13 protein-coding genes are annotated in these 15,960 nt (G+C 67.6%); 7 read left to right on the top strand and 6 right to left on the bottom strand.

Annotated elements, in window-relative coordinates:
• Together AC1DFU_RS03555 and AC1DFU_RS03550 are read left to right on the top strand one after the other, a co-directional pair.
• Nucleotides 1-794, top strand: a 794-nt coding sequence (locus AC1DFU_RS03555; protein WP_441592945.1) for a UDP-glucose dehydrogenase family protein, incomplete at its 5' end; no start/stop codon positions are given.
• A gap of 172 nt (nt 795-966) precedes the next feature.
• A complete protein-coding gene (locus AC1DFU_RS03550) occupies nt 967-1,527 on the top strand; it encodes a Fur family transcriptional regulator (protein WP_441592944.1) in 561 nt (186 codons plus the stop codon).
• Nucleotides 1,528-1,548: 21 nt separating this feature from the next.
• Here AC1DFU_RS03550 and AC1DFU_RS03545 read toward each other — a convergent pair whose 3' ends face one another.
• The 5 genes from AC1DFU_RS03545 to AC1DFU_RS03525 form a co-directional block, all read right to left on the bottom strand.
• Complete coding sequence (locus AC1DFU_RS03545) at nt 1,549-2,052, bottom strand: helix-turn-helix transcriptional regulator (RefSeq protein ID WP_092297411.1); 504 nt, start codon at nt 2,050-2,052, stop codon at nt 1,549-1,551.
• A gap of 280 nt (nt 2,053-2,332) precedes the next feature.
• Nucleotides 2,333-4,780 carry a TonB-dependent siderophore receptor gene (locus AC1DFU_RS03540; protein WP_477159848.1) on the bottom strand — a complete coding sequence of 816 codons (2,448 nt, stop codon included), beginning with the start codon at nt 4,778-4,780 and terminating at the stop codon, nt 2,333-2,335.
• Nucleotides 4,719-6,959, bottom strand: coding sequence for a TonB-dependent receptor (locus tag AC1DFU_RS03535; protein WP_441592942.1), 2,241 nt, complete (start codon nt 6,957-6,959; stop codon nt 4,719-4,721). Before AC1DFU_RS03535 ends, AC1DFU_RS03540 begins: the two co-directional genes overlap by 62 nt.
• A 100-nt stretch (nt 6,960-7,059) precedes the next feature.
• Nucleotides 7,060-8,046 (bottom strand): FecR domain-containing protein, encoded by a 987-nt coding sequence (locus AC1DFU_RS03530; RefSeq protein ID WP_092297405.1) that lies wholly within the window; start codon nt 8,044-8,046, stop codon nt 7,060-7,062.
• Complete coding sequence (locus tag AC1DFU_RS03525; protein WP_441592941.1) at nt 8,039-8,551, bottom strand: sigma-70 family RNA polymerase sigma factor; 513 nt, start codon at nt 8,549-8,551, stop codon at nt 8,039-8,041. Before AC1DFU_RS03525 ends, AC1DFU_RS03530 begins: the two co-directional genes overlap by 8 nt.
• 193 nt (nt 8,552-8,744) lie before the next feature.
• Here AC1DFU_RS03525 and AC1DFU_RS03520 point away from each other — a divergent pair, with 193 nt between their 5' ends.
• From AC1DFU_RS03520 to AC1DFU_RS03500, 5 genes are all read left to right on the top strand, one after another.
• Entirely contained in the window at nt 8,745-9,485 is a 741-nt protein-coding gene (locus AC1DFU_RS03520) for a response regulator (RefSeq protein WP_092297398.1), read from the top strand.
• Nucleotides 9,482-10,894 (top strand): ATP-binding protein, encoded by a 1,413-nt coding sequence (locus AC1DFU_RS03515; protein WP_177219964.1) that lies wholly within the window; start codon nt 9,482-9,484, stop codon nt 10,892-10,894. Before AC1DFU_RS03520 ends, AC1DFU_RS03515 begins: the two co-directional genes overlap by 4 nt.
• A gap of 220 nt (nt 10,895-11,114) precedes the next feature.
• Nucleotides 11,115-13,388 (top strand): TonB-dependent receptor, encoded by a 2,274-nt coding sequence (locus AC1DFU_RS03510; RefSeq protein WP_441592940.1) that lies wholly within the window; start codon nt 11,115-11,117, stop codon nt 13,386-13,388.
• Nucleotides 13,389-13,446: 58 nt separating this feature from the next.
• On the top strand, nt 13,447-14,133 hold the full coding sequence (locus AC1DFU_RS03505) for a Fe2+-dependent dioxygenase (protein ID WP_092297391.1): 687 nt from the start codon (nt 13,447-13,449) through the stop codon (nt 14,131-14,133).
• Nucleotides 14,134-14,138: 5 nt separating this feature from the next.
• Entirely contained in the window at nt 14,139-15,212 is a 1,074-nt protein-coding gene (locus AC1DFU_RS03500) for an alpha-hydroxy acid oxidase (protein ID WP_441592939.1), read from the top strand.
• Here the strand turns inward: AC1DFU_RS03500 and AC1DFU_RS03495 are convergent.
• Complete coding sequence (locus AC1DFU_RS03495; RefSeq protein WP_441592949.1) at nt 15,209-15,955, bottom strand: aspartate/glutamate racemase family protein; 747 nt, start codon at nt 15,953-15,955, stop codon at nt 15,209-15,211. The two genes, AC1DFU_RS03500 and AC1DFU_RS03495, sit on opposite strands and share 4 nt — an antisense overlap.
• Between the last annotated feature and the right edge of the window lie 5 nt (nt 15,956-15,960).

The following is a 15,960-nucleotide window of genomic DNA, read 5'->3' as shown; positions in this document are numbered from 1 at the left end:
CGTTCAACCGCAACCACGAGCGCACCTTCTATATGGATGTGCGCTCGGCCGAGTTCACCAAATACGCGGCCAATTCGATGCTGGCGACGCGTATTTCCTTCATGAACGAGCTGGCCAACCTGGCTGACGAGGTCGGTGCGGACATCGAACTTGTCCGACTCGGCATCGGCTCGGACCCGCGCATCGGCTACAGCTTCCTGTACGCCGGCGCCGGCTACGGCGGCTCGTGCTTCCCGAAGGACGTGCAGGCGCTGATGCGCACGGCCACCTCGTACGGCAAGCCGATGCGGGTGCTGGAAGCCGTGGAGGCCGTCAACGACGCCCAGAAGCAGGTCTTGGCCAACAAGGTCATCAAGCGCTTTGGGGAAGACCTGACGGGCAAGACCTTCGCAATCTGGGGCCTCGCCTTCAAGCCGAATACCGATGACATGCGGGAAGCGCCGTCGCGGGTGCTGGCGCGCGAGCTGGTGTCGCGCGGCGCCGCGCTGCGCGTGCACGACCCGGTGGCGATGCCCGAAGCGCGCCGTGTGATCGAGACGGATCTTGCGGACATCCCCGGCGGCTTCGCCCGGGTGCATTTCTGCGATGCCCAGATGGACGCCCTGCAGGGCGCCGACGCGCTGGTGATCGCCACCGAGTGGAAGGTCTTCCGCAGCCCGGACTTCCGCGCCATCCGCGCCAGCCTGAAGGCGCCGGTCATCGTCGACGGCCGGAATCTGTACGACCCGGAAGCCATGACGGCCGCCGGCATCGAGTACCACGCCATCGGGCGCGGTACGATAAATGCCTCTTAAGTCACAGATCGTCCGGGCTATTTGTCCCGTACCGTCGGATTTCGGCCTCCAGCCACGGGACATTTGTGCCTGAAGGCCCCGCGGCCGCCCCGAGCGTGCGGCGGTTCTTATTAGCATTCTCGATCTGGTCGCGTTCCCACGCGGCCGCCCTGACATGCCACGTAGCCCGAGGATGAAAGTTTCTGCCGCGCGAAGAACCGAACTCCAGCACGAGGTGACGCCGTCCACCCCGACCGAGGACGGTCGCGCCCTCCCTGTCACCTGCTCGCGGGAAGATGCGGCGTGGATCCACGAGACACTGCGGCGCGCCGGCCTGCCTGCGACGATCTCCCGCCGGCTGGTCCTGCTGTTGCTGCGCAAGCATCCCGTCCGGCATATGAGCCCGGAGCAGCTCTGCGCCGCGATGACGCGGCTGCCGGATGCCACCGGCATCTCGACCTTCCGGCGCGCCATCCATGAACTGGCCCACCTGAACCTGCTGGCCCGGATCTTCGTGCCCAGCTCGGGCAGCGGCATCAACTTCTACGAACTGCCCGACCATTCCGCGCACGCCCACTTCTATTGCACCGAATGCCGGCGGATCGAGGAAATCCACGACGACCCGCTGATCTCGCTGCAAAACCGGCGCCTGCTGCGCCACGGGCTGACGCCCAACGCGCTGGTCCAGACCGCCTGGGTCGGCCTTTGCGCGGCGTGCCAGGCTGATGGCGCCATCGATATCAGCGCCCGCTAAGGTAGTTGGCTGGCGGCTGGCTCAGTCCACCGTGACTGGCGCCATCAAGTCTTCCAGGAAGTAAGCCGCCAGCTGATGGCGCCCTTCCAGCTTGGCCTTCGCATAGATGTTCGCGGCATGCTGGCGCACCGTCTTGGCGCCGCTCTCCCGCAGCCCCGCAATCGCTTCCAGCGACAGCCCCTTCACCAGCAGCAGCGCCACCTCCTTCTCGGCTGGCGTCAGCCGCCATGCCTCGAACTGGGCCTGCATCTGCTTCAGGAAGTCCCGGGTCGACTGGCGCGCCGTGGCATCGCGCTCCTGCGCCGCGCGCTCCCCGGCCAGCCGCGAGGTCTTCAGCTCGGCCAACTCCCGCGCGGTCCGGCGACGCTCGCGCCAGACGACGGTGAGGATCCACAGGAACACGACGGTAGCTGCCGTCTCGGCCAAGAGGTGGTAGTTGACGCCGACCGCGCCATGCAGTTGCCAGATGTCCCAGATCTGATAGGCGGGAAACACAGCAAGCAGGAACAGAAACTTCGGCGGCATGGAGGGCAGATGTCGGGCTCGCGGCATGGCGCCGGAGCCGGGGTGGGAACGGGTGAATTGAAATGTAACTGTTTCTCGTTTTGAAGAAAAGACGAGACGAACCCCATCCGCGAAGCGGGCCTCCAAGTGGATGAAAAGGCGCACGCCGGCGTCCTGGCAGGCTTCCAAGCCGCACTGAATCACCGAGGACACTGACAGTACCTCCGACACGCGCAACCGGGCCCGGGCGGCAACGCCCCGGCCCGGTTTGCCGCCTACGTCGCCGTCGTCGCTAGCGTCCTCAGAAGTCCATCGAGACCGACACCTGCACGGTCCGTGGGTCTGCGATAGCCAGGCCACCGTAGGCATCCACCGCCGCCCAGCCGCGCGTGTTCAGCACATTGCGGACATTGAGCCGCAGCACCACCGGCTTGCGCTGCGCCGTGGTCCGATAGCGCAGGCCGAGGTCGAGGCGGGTCCAGTGCGGAATGCGCTGGATGTTTTCCGCATCCACATACTGGTGGCCCGTGTAGGCCACCGCGCCGGTCAGCGTCAGCCCCGGCAGCATGCCGGTATCCCATTCCGCCCCGAAATTGGCCTGTAGCGGCGCCACGCCGATCGGCGCCTTGCCTTGCGTGCCGGGCGCGGTGCTGCCCGTGACCGTGGCGTCCAGCACCATGGCGCTGGCCAGCAGGCGCAGCCCCGTCACCGGGGTGCCGTACAGGGCGAACTCCAGCCCCCGGTTGCGCTGCGCCCCATCGGCCGTGAACACCGCCCCCGTTATCTGGCCGCCCGGTTTGGTGATCTGGAACGCGCTGATCGTGCCGATGATCTGCCGCCCCTCGACCTTGACCCCCACCTCGTACTGGCGCGACTTGTAGGGCGCGAAGACCTCGCCGGCGTTGCTGGCGCTGTTGGGCGCAGTGTCGCCCCGGCTCAGCCCTTCGATCCGGTTCGCGTACAGCGACACATGATCCGCCGGCTTCACCACCAGCCCCACCATCGGCGTCAGCGCGGTCTGGTCATAGCTGGACGCCGTGCCGCCGGTCGGCAGGAAGTTTTCCGACCGCACGCGCTGGTGGCGCAGGCCGAGCGTCAGCTGCGCGCGCTCATCCCACATGGACAGCGTATCGGCCAGCGCCACACCCGAGAGCCAGTTCTCCGAGACCTTCGGCACGTTCGCCGGGGCGTCGATGGCCTGGGCCGGCAGCGGCACCGGGTTGTACATGTTCGTCTGCGAGATCGTGGCGCTGCTCACCAGATTGCGGTCGAGCTGATCCCGGTAGGCATTCACCACCACGCTGAGCCGGTGGCGCACCGGGCCGGTATCGAAGCGGGCGCGCAGCCCGGTCTCCGCGCTGGATCGGGCCACGTTGAAGCGATAGTTCGAGTCCGACGCCAGCACGTCCCCGGCTGCGTTGACGATGGTCGGCGTGATGGCGAACAGCCGGGCCACGCGGGTCCGCCCGCCCCCCGCGACGGCGAACCACGTGACGTGGTCGGCCACGTCATATTCCACCCGGGCCAGCAGCGACTGGTCGTGGATACGCGAGTTTTCCCACGATTGCGTGATGTTGCGCCGGCCATTGGGCGCCTCGGGCACCTCGATGCCCGGCACGATATGCAGCAGCCGCGACGGCGCGCGGATCTTCTCGTACTGGTCGATGACATCGAGCGTCGCGCGCAGGCGCTGGCCGCGATAGTCCAGCGCCAGTGCGCCGGCGCCGGCATTGCGCGACTGGTTGTCCAGCCCCGTCTCGCCCGCCCGGTAGTTGCCGTTCACCCGCACGCCGAAGGCGCCGCCCGGGCCGAAGCGCCGGCCCAGATCGAGATTGCCGCCCAGCTGCGCGGCCGTGGCGTAGTCCAGCGTCACGCGGGTCAGGTCGGCGTCCGTGGCCCGTTTGGGAACGATGTTGAGACTGCCCCCGACGCTGCCACCCGGCGCCATGCCCGTCAGCAGGCCGGTCGGCCCCTTGATCAGTTCGATGCGTTCGATATAGCCGGTGGAGACGCGGTAGTTGGACGCCACGCCATACATGCCGTCCAGCGCCACCTCGCCGAAGTTGCCGCTGTTCACGGGGAAGCCGCGGATCGTGAAGGCGTCAAGGATGCCACCGGGCTGGCTGGCGAAGCGCACGGAGGCGTCGTTCGCCACCATGTCGCCCACGGTTTGCGCCTGCTGGTCGCGGATGGCAGTGTCGGTGTAGCTGAGGACCTGCACCGGCGCGTCCATCACATCCGTATCGCCCAGCATGCCGAGGCGCGCCGTCCGCGCAATCTGGTCGCCGGCAAACCCGGGCGCCGGCTGCCCCGGGTGCAGCGCCGCGTCCGTCACGGTCACGGTCGGCAGCGTCGGCACGCGTCGCACGGCAAATCCGCCGCCGGGCAGCGCCACGGCCTGCAGGCCGCTGCCTTCGAGCAGCGCACGCAGGCCATCGGGAATCGTGTAGGTGCCGTGCAGGCCCGGGCTCGTCAAATCGCCGAGCAGGGCCGTGTCGTAGGAAAGATCGATGCCGGTCTCGCGCGCGAACCGCAGCAGCGTGGCGTGCAGCGGGCCCGGCGCGATGGAGAAGGTTCCGGCCTGGCCAGCCAGCCCGACCACCTGCGCCACCTCGGCATACGCCGACAGTGACATCGCGGAGGAGACGGCCAGGCCGAGGGCGGTCAGCGACCACCCCGGCGATGCGTCAGAAGTCCACGGAAACCGAAGCCAGGAAGGTACGCGGCGCACCGAGGGAAATGGTTCCATAAGATGCAACACCGGACCAGTAGTTGCGATTGAAGGCGTTGAACAGGCCGGCCCGGAAGGTCGTGTGCTTGCCATACACCGAGGTGCGGTAGCGCGCCCCGAAGTCCACCGTGGTCCAGGACGGCACGCGCTGCGTATTGGCCTGGTTGACGTACTCGCCGCCGGTGTAGTTGACCGCGCTGGTCAGCGTCAGGCCGGGCACCCAGGGCAGGTCCCATTCCGCGCCGACATTGGCCATCACGGTAGGCACGCCCACCGGACGGTTGCCGAGCGTGGCGGCGCTGTTGGTGCGGGTCAGCTCGGCATCGAGCCAGGTCACGCCGCCCAGCAGGCGCACGTGCTTGACCACCTCGCCGGACAGGGTCAGCTCCAGGCCCTGGTTGCGCTGCTCGCTGTCGACGTTGTAGATCGTGCCGGTGAGCTGGCCGCTGGGCTTGTTCATGCGGAACGCGGCCAGCGTGGCCATCATCTTGCCGGTGTCGACCTTGACACCCACCTCCTTCTGCTTGGTCTTGTAGGGCGAGAACACCTGCCCGGCGTTGGCAGCCGTGGCCGGGGCGACGTCGCCCTTGCTCAGCCCTTCCACGTAGTTCGCGTAGAAGGACACCTGCTGCCACGGACGGAACACGATGCCGGCCAGCGGGGTGACCGCGCTCTCGTCGTAGTCAGCGGTCTTCACGCCGCTGGCGTTGTAGTTGCCCGACTTCACCTGCTGGTAGCGCAGGCCGAGGGTCAGGGAGACGCGGTCATCGAGCGCGCTCAGCGTGTCAGCCAGCGCCACGCCGGAGAGCGTGGAGTCCGATACCTTCGGCACCCGTTGCGGCGTGGCGATGTGCTGCTCGGGGCGGTCGACCGGCGCGTAGATATTGGACAGCACCGGCGTGCCGGCCACGTTGGCGTTGGCAATCCGGTCCATATAGAGGTTGGCCTGCAGCGCCAGCGCGTGGCGGACCGGGCCGGTCTCGAACTTGGTGCGCACGCCGGTATCGAAGGTCGACCGGTTGACCTGGAACTTCCAGTTCTGCGGCACGGCCGAGGTCGCGCCGCTGCTGTTCAGGATGGTCGGCGTCTGGTCGGACAGGCGCGCCACGTCGGAACGGGTGCCGCCGGCGTCGGCAAAGATCGTCACGTTGTCGGTCACGTCGTACTCGGCGTGCAGCAACGTGGAGATGTCGTTGGACTTCCACCATCCCCAGGGCTGCGTCACGTTGCGGCGGCCGTCCGGGGCGTCGGGCACCTGAATGCCGGCGGCGACCAGGAACGGACGCGTCGGCGCGTCGATCCACTGGTACTGCTCGATCACGTCGAGCGAGGCGCGCAGGCGGTCGCTCTTGTAGTCGAGCGAGAGCGCGGCCACCTCGGCACGGGACTTCTGGTTGTCCAGCGCGGTCGGGCCCTGGCGGTGCAGGCCGTTGAAGCGGATGCCCCACTGCTTCTCTTCGCCAAAGCGGCGGCTCAGGTCCACCGCGCCGCCCACCTGGGCGTCGGAGGCGTAATCGAGCGTGAAGCGCGTCAGGTCGGTGGCCAGCGGGCGCTTGGGCACGATGTTCACCACGCCGCCCACACCGCTGTTCGGCGACATGCCATACAGCAGCGCGCCGGGGCCCTTCAGCACTTCCACGCGTTCGATGTATTCGGTGAACAGGTGGTAGTTCGGCGACACGCCATAGACGCCATCGAACGCAATCTCGGACAGATTGCCCTCGTTGATCGGGAATCCGCGAATGAAGAACGAGTCCGTGACGCCACCGGTCTGCCCGGTGAAGCGGACCGAAGGGTCGCTGTTCAGCACGTCAGCCAGCGTCACGGCCTGTTGATCCTCGATGCGCTGGGACGTGTAGTTGGTGGTGGCGAACGGCGTGTCCAGCACGTCCTTGTTGCCCAGCATGCCCATGCGCCCGCCGCGCGCCACCTGACCGCCCGCGTAGGCCGGCGGCAGGTCGCCCTCGGTGGTGGCGGAGACCGTGACGGCCGGCAGCGTCGGCGCGTCCGGGGCGGCGGCCGGCGCGGTGGTCGGCGCGGTTGTTGGAGCGGCGGCCGGCGATTGAGCCTGCGCGGCCCCGGCGATCAGGCCAAGACACAGGACGGCGCCGTGCACGGCCAGTGTCAGCGGCGTGAGCTGCGGCGCGCTGCCAAGGCGGGGGGTACGGGCGATAGTGGCAAGACGGTTGACGAGCATGATTCCCTGTTCCGGTATGAATGGAGTTCCTGAAGAACAGGCCGGACGAGAATCCAGATCCCCTCAACATTTCTTGATTTTTTTAGCGAGACGGCCACGGCTAGCCGCCACTGCCATCTTGCGGCCCCACCACGACCCAGAAGCGGGTGCGATAGGACACCCTGACCGGCAAAGTCTGGGACAGGAAGGCCAGCGCCCTATCGGTATCGTCGACGTGATAGGCGCCGGACACCCGCAGGTTGGCCACCCGTGGATCGCAGACGAGGCGCCCGGTCCGGTAGCGCGCGAGTTCGGCGAGCACATCGGCAAGGCGCATGTCGTTGCCGGCGATCACTCCTTCCGCCCACCCATCGGCCGCGAACGGCTGGGCCGGGGCCAGCGCGACGCTGTCCTCGGCCAGCCACCACGTGGTGCCCGGCCGGGCGATGTCGCCGGCCCCGCCGCCACCCGGATGCAGCGCCACGGCGCCCTCCTGCACGCTGACGCGGGAGCGGTCGCCGTCGAGCCGGACCATGAACCGCGTGCCCAGCGCACGCATGCTGCCGGATGGCGTGCGGACCCAGAATGGGCGGTCGTCGTGCCCCGTCGTGACGAGGATTTCGCCCCGGCGCAGCGTGATCACGCGGCGGTCCGCCTCCAGCGCGATGCCGACGGCGGTATCCGTGTTCAAGACCAGCGTGGTGCCGTCCGCCAGCCGCAGCGTTCGTTGCTCACCCGTGGCGGTACTCGCGTCCGCCACCCAGCGCTGCCAGGGCGCCAGCTCGCGCACGCCGGACGCGGCAACGACGCTCACGCCTGCCAGCGCCATCACGCGGAGTACCTGGCGGCGCTTGCGGGCGCGCGCGGCCCGGAGGGCATCGGCGGACTGGAGGGTATCGAGGGCCAGCCGGGACGGCACGCCGGAAAACTCCGCCCGCATCGACTGGATGCGCCGCCATGCCTGACCGTGGAGCGGGTCCGCCTGCAGCCATTGCTCGAACGCCCGCTGCGCGGCGGGGTCGGGCTCGCCAAAGTTGAGCTTGACTGCCCAGTCGATCGCGCGATCGACGATAGGCAGGGGAATGGATGGCGCGTCGGCCTCAGACATCGAAACGCATGGCGTAGCACTGCCGCAGCGCCGCCGCGACGTAGCGCTCGGCGGTGGCCAGCGAGACGCCCATGCGCTCCCCGATCTGCCGGCAAGTCAGCCCTTCGAGCTGCGCCCACAGGAACGCGGTGCGCACCTTGGGCTTCAGCGAATCGAGCATGCGGTCGATGGCGATCAGGGCTTCGAGGAACTGGAGCCGGCTTTCCGGGGATGGCGCGTGGGCCTCCGGCAGTTGGGCGAGGGTCTCGAGCCAGGCGGTCTCGAGTTCCCGGCGCCGCCACAGGTCGATCACCAGACCGTTGGCGATGGCGCTCAGGTAGGTGCGCGGCTCCTGCACCTTGCAGGGCTGCCGGCACAGCAGGCGCACGAAAACGTCCTGCGCGAGGTCGGCCGCATCGCAGGCATTGCCAAGCTTGCGACCGAGCCATCCCTGCAGCCACCGGTGGTGGCCCTGGTAGAGCGCGTCGACGTGTTCCTGGATTGCGGGTTCAGCGGCGGCAGCCATGCGCCCTCTGGAGTGAAATGCCTGGCGCAGCCAAACACAAATGAGAATTGTTCCAATCTTAAAAGATGGGCAAGCCCCCGGCAAGCGCGCCGCCGCCGCTTCGCGCACAAACAACGCTTTGGCGTGGGCGATTCCGGGAACGCAAGCGGCTTTGCGGTAAAATAGAATGATTCTTATTTAGTACTGCCCTGCCATGGATGTACGCCCCAGCATCCTCCTGGTCGACGACCACAAGAACATACGTGACCCATTAGCCACCTATATGCGCCGCTTCGACTTTGAAGTCGAGGCAGTGGAGGATGGCCGGGCCATGCGCGAACGGCTGGAGGCGCGCAGTTTCAGTCTCATCGTGCTCGATGTGATGCTGCCCGGCGAGAACGGCCTGTCGCTGTGCCGTTATGTGTCCGAACATCTGCGCACCCCGGTGATCCTGCTGACCGCCGTGACCGATCAGGCGGATCGCATCGCCGGACTGGAAATTGGCGCGGACGACTACGTGGTCAAGCCCTTCGACCCCCGCGAACTGGTGGCCCGGATCCGCAGCGTGCTGCGCCGTAACCAGGCCCCCGTACTGCCCGCCGATGCCTGGCGCGCGCCGGCGCCTTCCGAAGTCCGCTTCCTCTTCAGCGGGTGGACTCTCGATACCCGCGCCCGCGAACTGCGCAATCCCTCCGACGAGGAAGTGCCGCTCAGCACCGCCGAATATCACCTGCTGCGCACCCTGCTGGAGCACCCCAACCGCGTGCTGAGCCGCAGCCAGATCCTGGACCTGACCCAGCGTACCGACACGGTGGCCTTCGATCGCAGCATCGACAGCCAGATCAGCCGGCTGCGCAAGAAGCTGGAATGCGACCCCCGGCGCCCGGCCATGCTGAAAACCGTGCGCGGCGACGGCTACCTGCTCGCCACCCGGGTCACGGTCGAAAAATCATGAAGTGGTTGCCGCGCAGCCTGTCCGGGCAACTCGTGGCGTTGTGGTTGCTGGCGATGCTGGCCGCCCATGTCATCGCCGTGCTGGTGCTGTCCTGGTGGCGTGCCGACAACGAGACCATCCACCCCTTGTACGTCCGCTCGATCGAGACGCGGATCCAGTCCGCCTACCGCGCGGTGGGCCGTTCGGCCGATCCGGACATGCTGCTGGAGGACATCAGCCTGCCGGATTCCACGTTCCGGCTGGCCACCGCGCCGCGCCCCGATCATGCCGATCATGCCGATCATGCCGATATCGCCGAGCCGAGCGACCAGGAACGCGCGCTGGCGCAGCGGCTGCGCACCCTGCTCAAGCTGCCGGCCGATGGATCGGTCAAGGTCCATCTGCGGCAGGTGGAATCCGCCCAGCGCGTGGCCGGCAACAGCAACTGGCTGGAGCGGGAATTCCGCGGCACGCACGCGTGGGCGCTCGATGTCGATCTCAAACTCGCCGACGGGCAATGGCTGGAGAGCCGGCACTGGCCCACCATGCTGCCCGCCCACTGGAGCCGGGTGCTGACCTTCTCGCTGCTGGTGGGCATGCTGCCCACGGCGCTCATTGCGCTGCTGTTCGGGCGGCGCATCATGCGGCCGCTCCGGCTGCTCACGGAAGCCTCCCGACGCGTCAGCCGGGGCGAACAGGTGGTGCTGCCCCGGCCGGACGGGCTGAGCGGCGTGCGCGAGATCACCCAGGCATTCAACGACATGCAGGAGAACCTGGTGCGCTTCGTCAACGGGCGCACGCAGATGATTGCCGCCATCGGCCATGACCTGCGGACGCCGCTGACCTCGCTGCGCATCCGGGTAGAGCTGATCGACGATGCCGAACTGCGCGAGGCCATGATCCAGACGCTCGAGGAAATGAGCGTAATGGTGGAGGAAACGTTGCAGTTTGCCCGCGACGATGCCCTGCAGGAGGCCACGCAGGACGTGCCGATCGGGGAACTGGTTGGCGACGTGGTGGACAGCCACCGCATCCAGGGCCGCGACGTCGCCTGGAGCGCGCACGTGGATACGGCGGCGTTCTACCGCTGCCGCCCCGTGCATCTGAAGCGCGCGCTGAACAACCTGATCGACAACGCCGCGCGCTACGGCGCCGTGTGCGTCACGGTCCTGGCGGACACGCTGGGCCAGACCTTGCGGATCGAGGTCGACGACAGCGGCCCCGGCATCTCGCCGGAACATCTGGGCCGGGTCTTCGAGCCGTTTGCCCGGCTGGACTCCGCACGCAGCATGGACACGGGTGGCATGGGGGGCGGACTGGGCCTCGGGCTGGCCATCGCCCGCTCCTGCATTCGCGCACATGGCGGAGACGTCACATTGCAAAATCGCCGGGAAGGCGGCCTGCGTGCGGTGATCGAACTGCCGAACTAGGCGCCGGCCCGCCGCCRTCGCTTTTCACAGCGCTGCAACATTTCGCCACAATCGAACAAACTCGGACAACATTAAATGCTAATCATTCTCATTTTGACGTGATGACTAGTGCCCGCCTTATCGGCGGCGATGTGCATTCCACCTTCTGACGGGGAAGGTCTCTGGTCCAGTTTGGGCACGGCAGAACGTCAAGTCCGTTGTCAATCAAGCTGGAGTCACAGTGCAACAAAAAGCAATATCGGGCGCGATCCGCCTGCTGGTCTCGGGCGCCTCCGCAGGCCTGGTCATGACCGCCACCACCCTGCCGCTGGCCGTCCACGCCCAGACGGCAGGCAAGGAAGACGCGCCCGCCGGCACGGCCAAGCCCAGCAACGTCCTGCCCCCGGTCACCGTGGTCGGCCAGTCCTCGCGCAACACCAACGAGGCGACGCTGGGCATCTCCCGCCTGCAGGACACGGTCAAGGAAACGCCGAAGACCATCAACGTGGTGCCGCAGGAGATCATCGAGCAGCAGCACGCCACGTCGCTGGAGCAGATCCTGAAGAACGTGCCGGGCATCACCATCTCCACCGGGGAAGGCAACGGCGGCCAGAACGGCGACCAGTTCCGCATTCGCGGCCTGTCGGCCAAGGGCGATATCTACGTCGATGGCCTGCGCGACTTCGGCGCCTACAAGCGCGACGCGTTCAATACCGAGAGCGTGGAAGTCATCAAGGGCCCGTCCGGCGAGAGCTTCGGCGTGGGCAACATCGGTGGCCTGATCAACCAGACCACCAAGAAAGCCAACCTGAACACCAGCACCAGCATCGACCAGGGCTTCGCCACGGACGCGACCTATCGCACCACGCTGGACAGCAACTTCCGCCTGAACGATACGACGGCGCTGCGCGTGAACGGCGTGTTCCAGAACGGCCGCGTGGCCGATCGCGATCACGTGGACGACGACCGTCGCGGCGTGGCCATCGACTTCGGCACGGGTCTGGGCACCAGCACCGAATGGCACCTTAACTACTCCTACCTGCACCGCAGCGGCGCGCCGGACTACGGCGTGCCCGTCGCGGCCGGTGCCGACGGCATCTATCGCCCGCTGACGCAGTACGGCGTGCCGGGCATCTCGTCCTCCACCTCGTACATCCGCAACACCGACCGCGACACCACCGACGCGCACATCGTCTCGTCGAACTTCTTCACGCGCCTCGACAACGGCATCACCATCAGCAACGACACGCGCTTCAGCTTCTACGAGCGCGACTTCTCGTCGACCGCCCCGGCCGCCCTGTCCTACGCCAACCTCCAGTCCCTGATGGCAGGCCGCAACGTGGCCCTGTCCTACGGTGCCGGCGGCGGCTCGAGCTACCTGCAGCGCGGCTGGGGCGTCCAGAACGTGCTGAGCGCCAAGGGCGAGTTCCATACCGGCAGCTTCCGCCACAAGGCGATGGTCGGCCTGGACACCATGTACCAGCGCGATCACCGCGACCAGGGCACGTGGACCGGCCGCATGAACAACCAGACGGTGGTGAACCCGGTCTTCTACAACAGCCCGAACGCCACGGTGGCCTACAACAGCACGCGCGATGCCAACGCCATCGACGTCGGCGTGTTCATGAACGATCGCGTCTGGCTGACCGAACAGATCTCGGTGCTCGGCAGCCTGCGCTGGGATTACTTCCGCAGCGAGTACGCCACGAGCGCCTCGTCGCTGGGCGGCGCCGCCGACTCGAAGAAGCTGAGCCCGGCCATCAGCGCGATCTGGGAGCCGACCAAGGACTACATGTTCTACACGTCGTTCTCGCGCACGTATCGCCCGGTCGGCACGGACATCGCCGTGGCGGTAGGCGGCGTGGCCTCGGAAGTGCCGCAGAACGGCGTCAACAGCGAGCCGGAACGCGCGGACACCATCGAAGTGGGCGCCAAGCTCGACTTCCTGGACAAGCGCCTGGGCGTGACCGGTGCCCTCTTCCAGACGAAGAAGACCAACGCCTACACGGTGGACCCGACCACCGGCGACATCACCAACGGCTTCTCCGATACAGGCGAAGGCCGCCGCATCCGTGGCCTGGAACTGGGCCTGAGCGGGCGCATCGTCGGCGGCTGGACGGCCAACGTGGCCTACGCCTACCTGAACGGCGAGGTCACGTCGGCCTCCACCGCTTCCACGGTGGGCAACGTGGCGCCGGGCGTGGCACGTCACAACGTCACGCTGTGGACCGCGTACGACATCCCCCACTCGATCCTGCCGGTGCCGGGCCAACTGACCATCGGCGGCGGCCTGCAGTACGCCACCGGCTATTGGGCCGATTCGGCGAATACCACCAAGATGCCGGACAACTTCTCGCTGGATGCCATGATCGGCTACAAGCAGGGCAAGTACCGCATCTCCCTGAACGGCTACAATCTCACGAACCACCTGAACTACCAGTCGTCGTTTGGTGCCGTGCGTGCCGTGCCGACCTCGCGCCGCACGTTCCTGCTGAACGTCGGCATGACGTTCTAAGCTGAAGTACCGGGCCGGCCGGACAGCCGGCCCTCACCGTTTCATCGTCTCAAACGCCATGCTTGTCCAGATTCCCGATGTGCTGACCCCTGCCGAGATCCAGTATTGCCGAGGCCGCCTCGAGCAATCGCAATGGATCGACGGGCGCGTGTCGGCCGGTGACCTCGCCGCCAGGGCCAAGCGCAACCTGCAGATTCCCGTCGAGAGCGCCGAGGCGCAGGAACTCGGCGAACTCGTTCTCAATGCCCTGGGCCGCAGCGAGCGCTATCACTCCGCCGCGCTGCCGCTGCGAGTGCTGCCGCCGATGTTCAATCGCTACGAAAGCGACATGACCTTCGGCAACCACGTCGACAACGCCATCCGCACCGTGCCCGGCACGGGCGGCATGCGGATTCGCGCCGATGTGTCCAGCACGCTGTTCCTGTCCGATCCGGACGAATACGATGGCGGCGAACTGGTGATCCAGGATCTCTACGGCTCCCACTCGGTGAAGCTGCCGGCGGGGCATCTGGTGGTCTATCCGGCGTCCTCGCTGCATGCCGTGACGCCCGTCACGCGCGGCGCGCGCTGGGCGTCGTTCTTCTGGGCTCAGTCGCTGGTCAAGGACGAGGGCCAGCGCAGCATGCTCTACGAACTGGACCTGGCGATCATCGAGATCCGCAAGGAACTGGGCGATGACAAGCCTGCCGTGCTGTCCCTCGTCAACCACTATCACAACCTGCTCAGGCGCTGGTCCGAGCTGTGAGCGCGATGCAGATTCCCCCGGACACCGTGTCGCTGGGCGACTATGAGCGCCACTTCCACGCACGGGTGGAGCCGTCGATCCGGGCCTACATCGCCGGGGCGGCGGCGGATGGCATCACGCAGCGCGAGAACGGCGCCGCATTCCAGCGCCTGCGGCTGATGCCACGGGCGCTTGTCGAACTGTCGGGAGCGTCCGCGCAGCAGACCCTGTTCGGTGAAGCCCTCGCCTATCCGATCCTGATGGCCCCCACCGCGTACCACAAGCTGGTGCACCCGGACGGCGAACTGGCCACGGTGCAGGCGGCCTCGCTGACGCGCACGTGGATGACGGTCAGCACGCAGGCCAGCGTGACGCTGGAGGAAGTCGCGCGTGCCGCGACGGTGCCGCTCTGGTTCCAGCTCTATTTCCAGACCCGGCCGCAGGACACGCAGGCGCTGGTGCGCCGGGCCGAACAGGCCGGCTACAAGGCGATCGTCCTGACCATCGACGCCGCTGTCAGCGGCATCCGCAATATCGAGCAGCGTGCGGGATTCCGCCTGCCGGACGATGTCCGGCCGGTGAACCTGGACGCCTTTCCGCCGAATCCGCCCGCCCGGGCCACGCACGGCAGCCCGGTCTTCCAGGGCATGCTGGACCACGCGCCCACCTGGGCCGATGTCGAGGCGCTGTGCCGGCAGACGGCGTTGCCGGTGCTGGTCAAGGGGCTGCTCAATCCGGCCGATGTCGGCCCGGCGTTGGACGCCGGCGTCTCGGGCATCATCGTCTCCAACCATGGGGGCCGGACGCTGGACACCGTTCCCGCGACCATCGACTGCCTGCCCGCCGTCGCCACGGCGGTGGCCGGCCGCGTGCCGGTGCTGCTCGACGGCGGCGTGCGGCGTGGGACGAATATCGTCAAGGCCATCGCACTCGGGGCTTCGGCCGTCCTGGTCGGACAGCCCGTACTGCATGCGCTGGCCGTGGGCGGCATGCCCGGCGTGGCCCATATGCTGACGTTGCTACAAGCCGAACTGGAAGTGGCCATGGCGCTGGCGGGTTGCCCCACGCTCGCAGCCATCGGCCCTTCCAGCGTGCTCTAACGGCCCTCTGCCAGCAGCCGCGCCAGCGCCGGTGGCAAGCCCGTGTTGGGCTTCTGCGGGGGCCGCGCGAAGCTGCCCTCCCGCGCGCTGCCGGCCTGCAGGGCCACCAGCGACTCGCAGTGCCGCACGGCGCTGCTCACGCCATCCACCACGGGCACCGGAATCTTCCCCTTGAGCGAGCGCGCCAGCCCGGCCAGCGGCGCACCGGCCACGATGATCACATCGGCGCCGTCCTCGCGCACCGCTTGCAGGCTCATCGCCTCCAGCCGTTCCGCATGGTCCTCCTGCACGCTGCCGATATCGCGCAGCGGCGACTGCAAGGAGCGGATGCTGGCCAGGCGCGACGTCAGGCCATTGGCGGCCACGCACTCCCGATACCACGCTTCAATGCGATGCGAAATCGCGATGATCGAGAAGCGCTGCCCCAGCAGGCAGGCGCTGGCCAGCGCGGCTTCGGTCATGCCGACGACCGGCACATCGAACAGCTCCTTCAGGCCGGCCAGACCGGGATCGCCGAAGGCGGCGACCACCAGCCCGTCGAACTGGCCGGCATGCTCGGCCGCCGCGCACGCGGTGGCATAGCCGCCCACCAGCGCCTCGAAGCGGGTTTCGATATAGGCCACGCCAAACGCCGCCGTGGCCATCGTGATGCGGGTGTCCGGCGCGGCGGTACGCTGCGCCTCCGCGTGGATCAGGTCGGTCACCGACGCGCTGATATTGGGATTGACGATCAACAGGTTCATGGTTT

The sequence above is a fragment of the Cupriavidus sp. 10L45 genome (assembly GCF_056395225.1).
The sequence above is the reverse complement of the archived record's forward strand: the minus strand, read 5'-3'. Positions and strand labels throughout refer to the sequence as shown.

What these genes read in the sequence shown, in the direction of transcription:
- AC1DFU_RS03520 (WP_092297398.1), top strand. Translation starts at nt 8,745, where the DNA reads ATGGATGTACGCCCCAGCATCCTCCTGGTCGACGACCACAAGAACATA.
- AC1DFU_RS03550 (WP_441592944.1), top strand. Translation starts at nt 967, where the DNA reads ATGAAAGTTTCTGCCGCGCGAAGAACCGAACTCCAGCACGAGGTGACG.
- AC1DFU_RS03505 (WP_092297391.1), top strand. Translation starts at nt 13,447, where the DNA reads ATGCTTGTCCAGATTCCCGATGTGCTGACCCCTGCCGAGATCCAGTAT.
- AC1DFU_RS03500 (WP_441592939.1), top strand. Translation starts at nt 14,139, where the DNA reads ATGCAGATTCCCCCGGACACCGTGTCGCTGGGCGACTATGAGCGCCAC.
- AC1DFU_RS03540 (WP_477159848.1), bottom strand. Translation starts at nt 4,780, where the DNA reads ATGGAACCATTTCCCTCGGTGCGCCGCGTACCTTCCTGGCTTCGGTTT.
- AC1DFU_RS03515 (WP_177219964.1), top strand. Translation starts at nt 9,482, where the DNA reads ATGAAGTGGTTGCCGCGCAGCCTGTCCGGGCAACTCGTGGCGTTGTGG.
- AC1DFU_RS03525 (WP_441592941.1), bottom strand. Translation starts at nt 8,551, where the DNA reads ATGGCTGCCGCCGCTGAACCCGCAATCCAGGAACACGTCGACGCGCTC.
- AC1DFU_RS03495 (WP_441592949.1), bottom strand. Translation starts at nt 15,955, where the DNA reads ATGAACCTGTTGATCGTCAATCCCAATATCAGCGCGTCGGTGACCGAC.
- AC1DFU_RS03530 (WP_092297405.1), bottom strand. Translation starts at nt 8,046, where the DNA reads ATGTCTGAGGCCGACGCGCCATCCATTCCCCTGCCTATCGTCGATCGC.
- AC1DFU_RS03535 (WP_441592942.1), bottom strand. Translation starts at nt 6,959, where the DNA reads ATGCTCGTCAACCGTCTTGCCACTATCGCCCGTACCCCCCGCCTTGGC.
- AC1DFU_RS03545 (WP_092297411.1), bottom strand. Translation starts at nt 2,052, where the DNA reads ATGCCGCCGAAGTTTCTGTTCCTGCTTGCTGTGTTTCCCGCCTATCAG.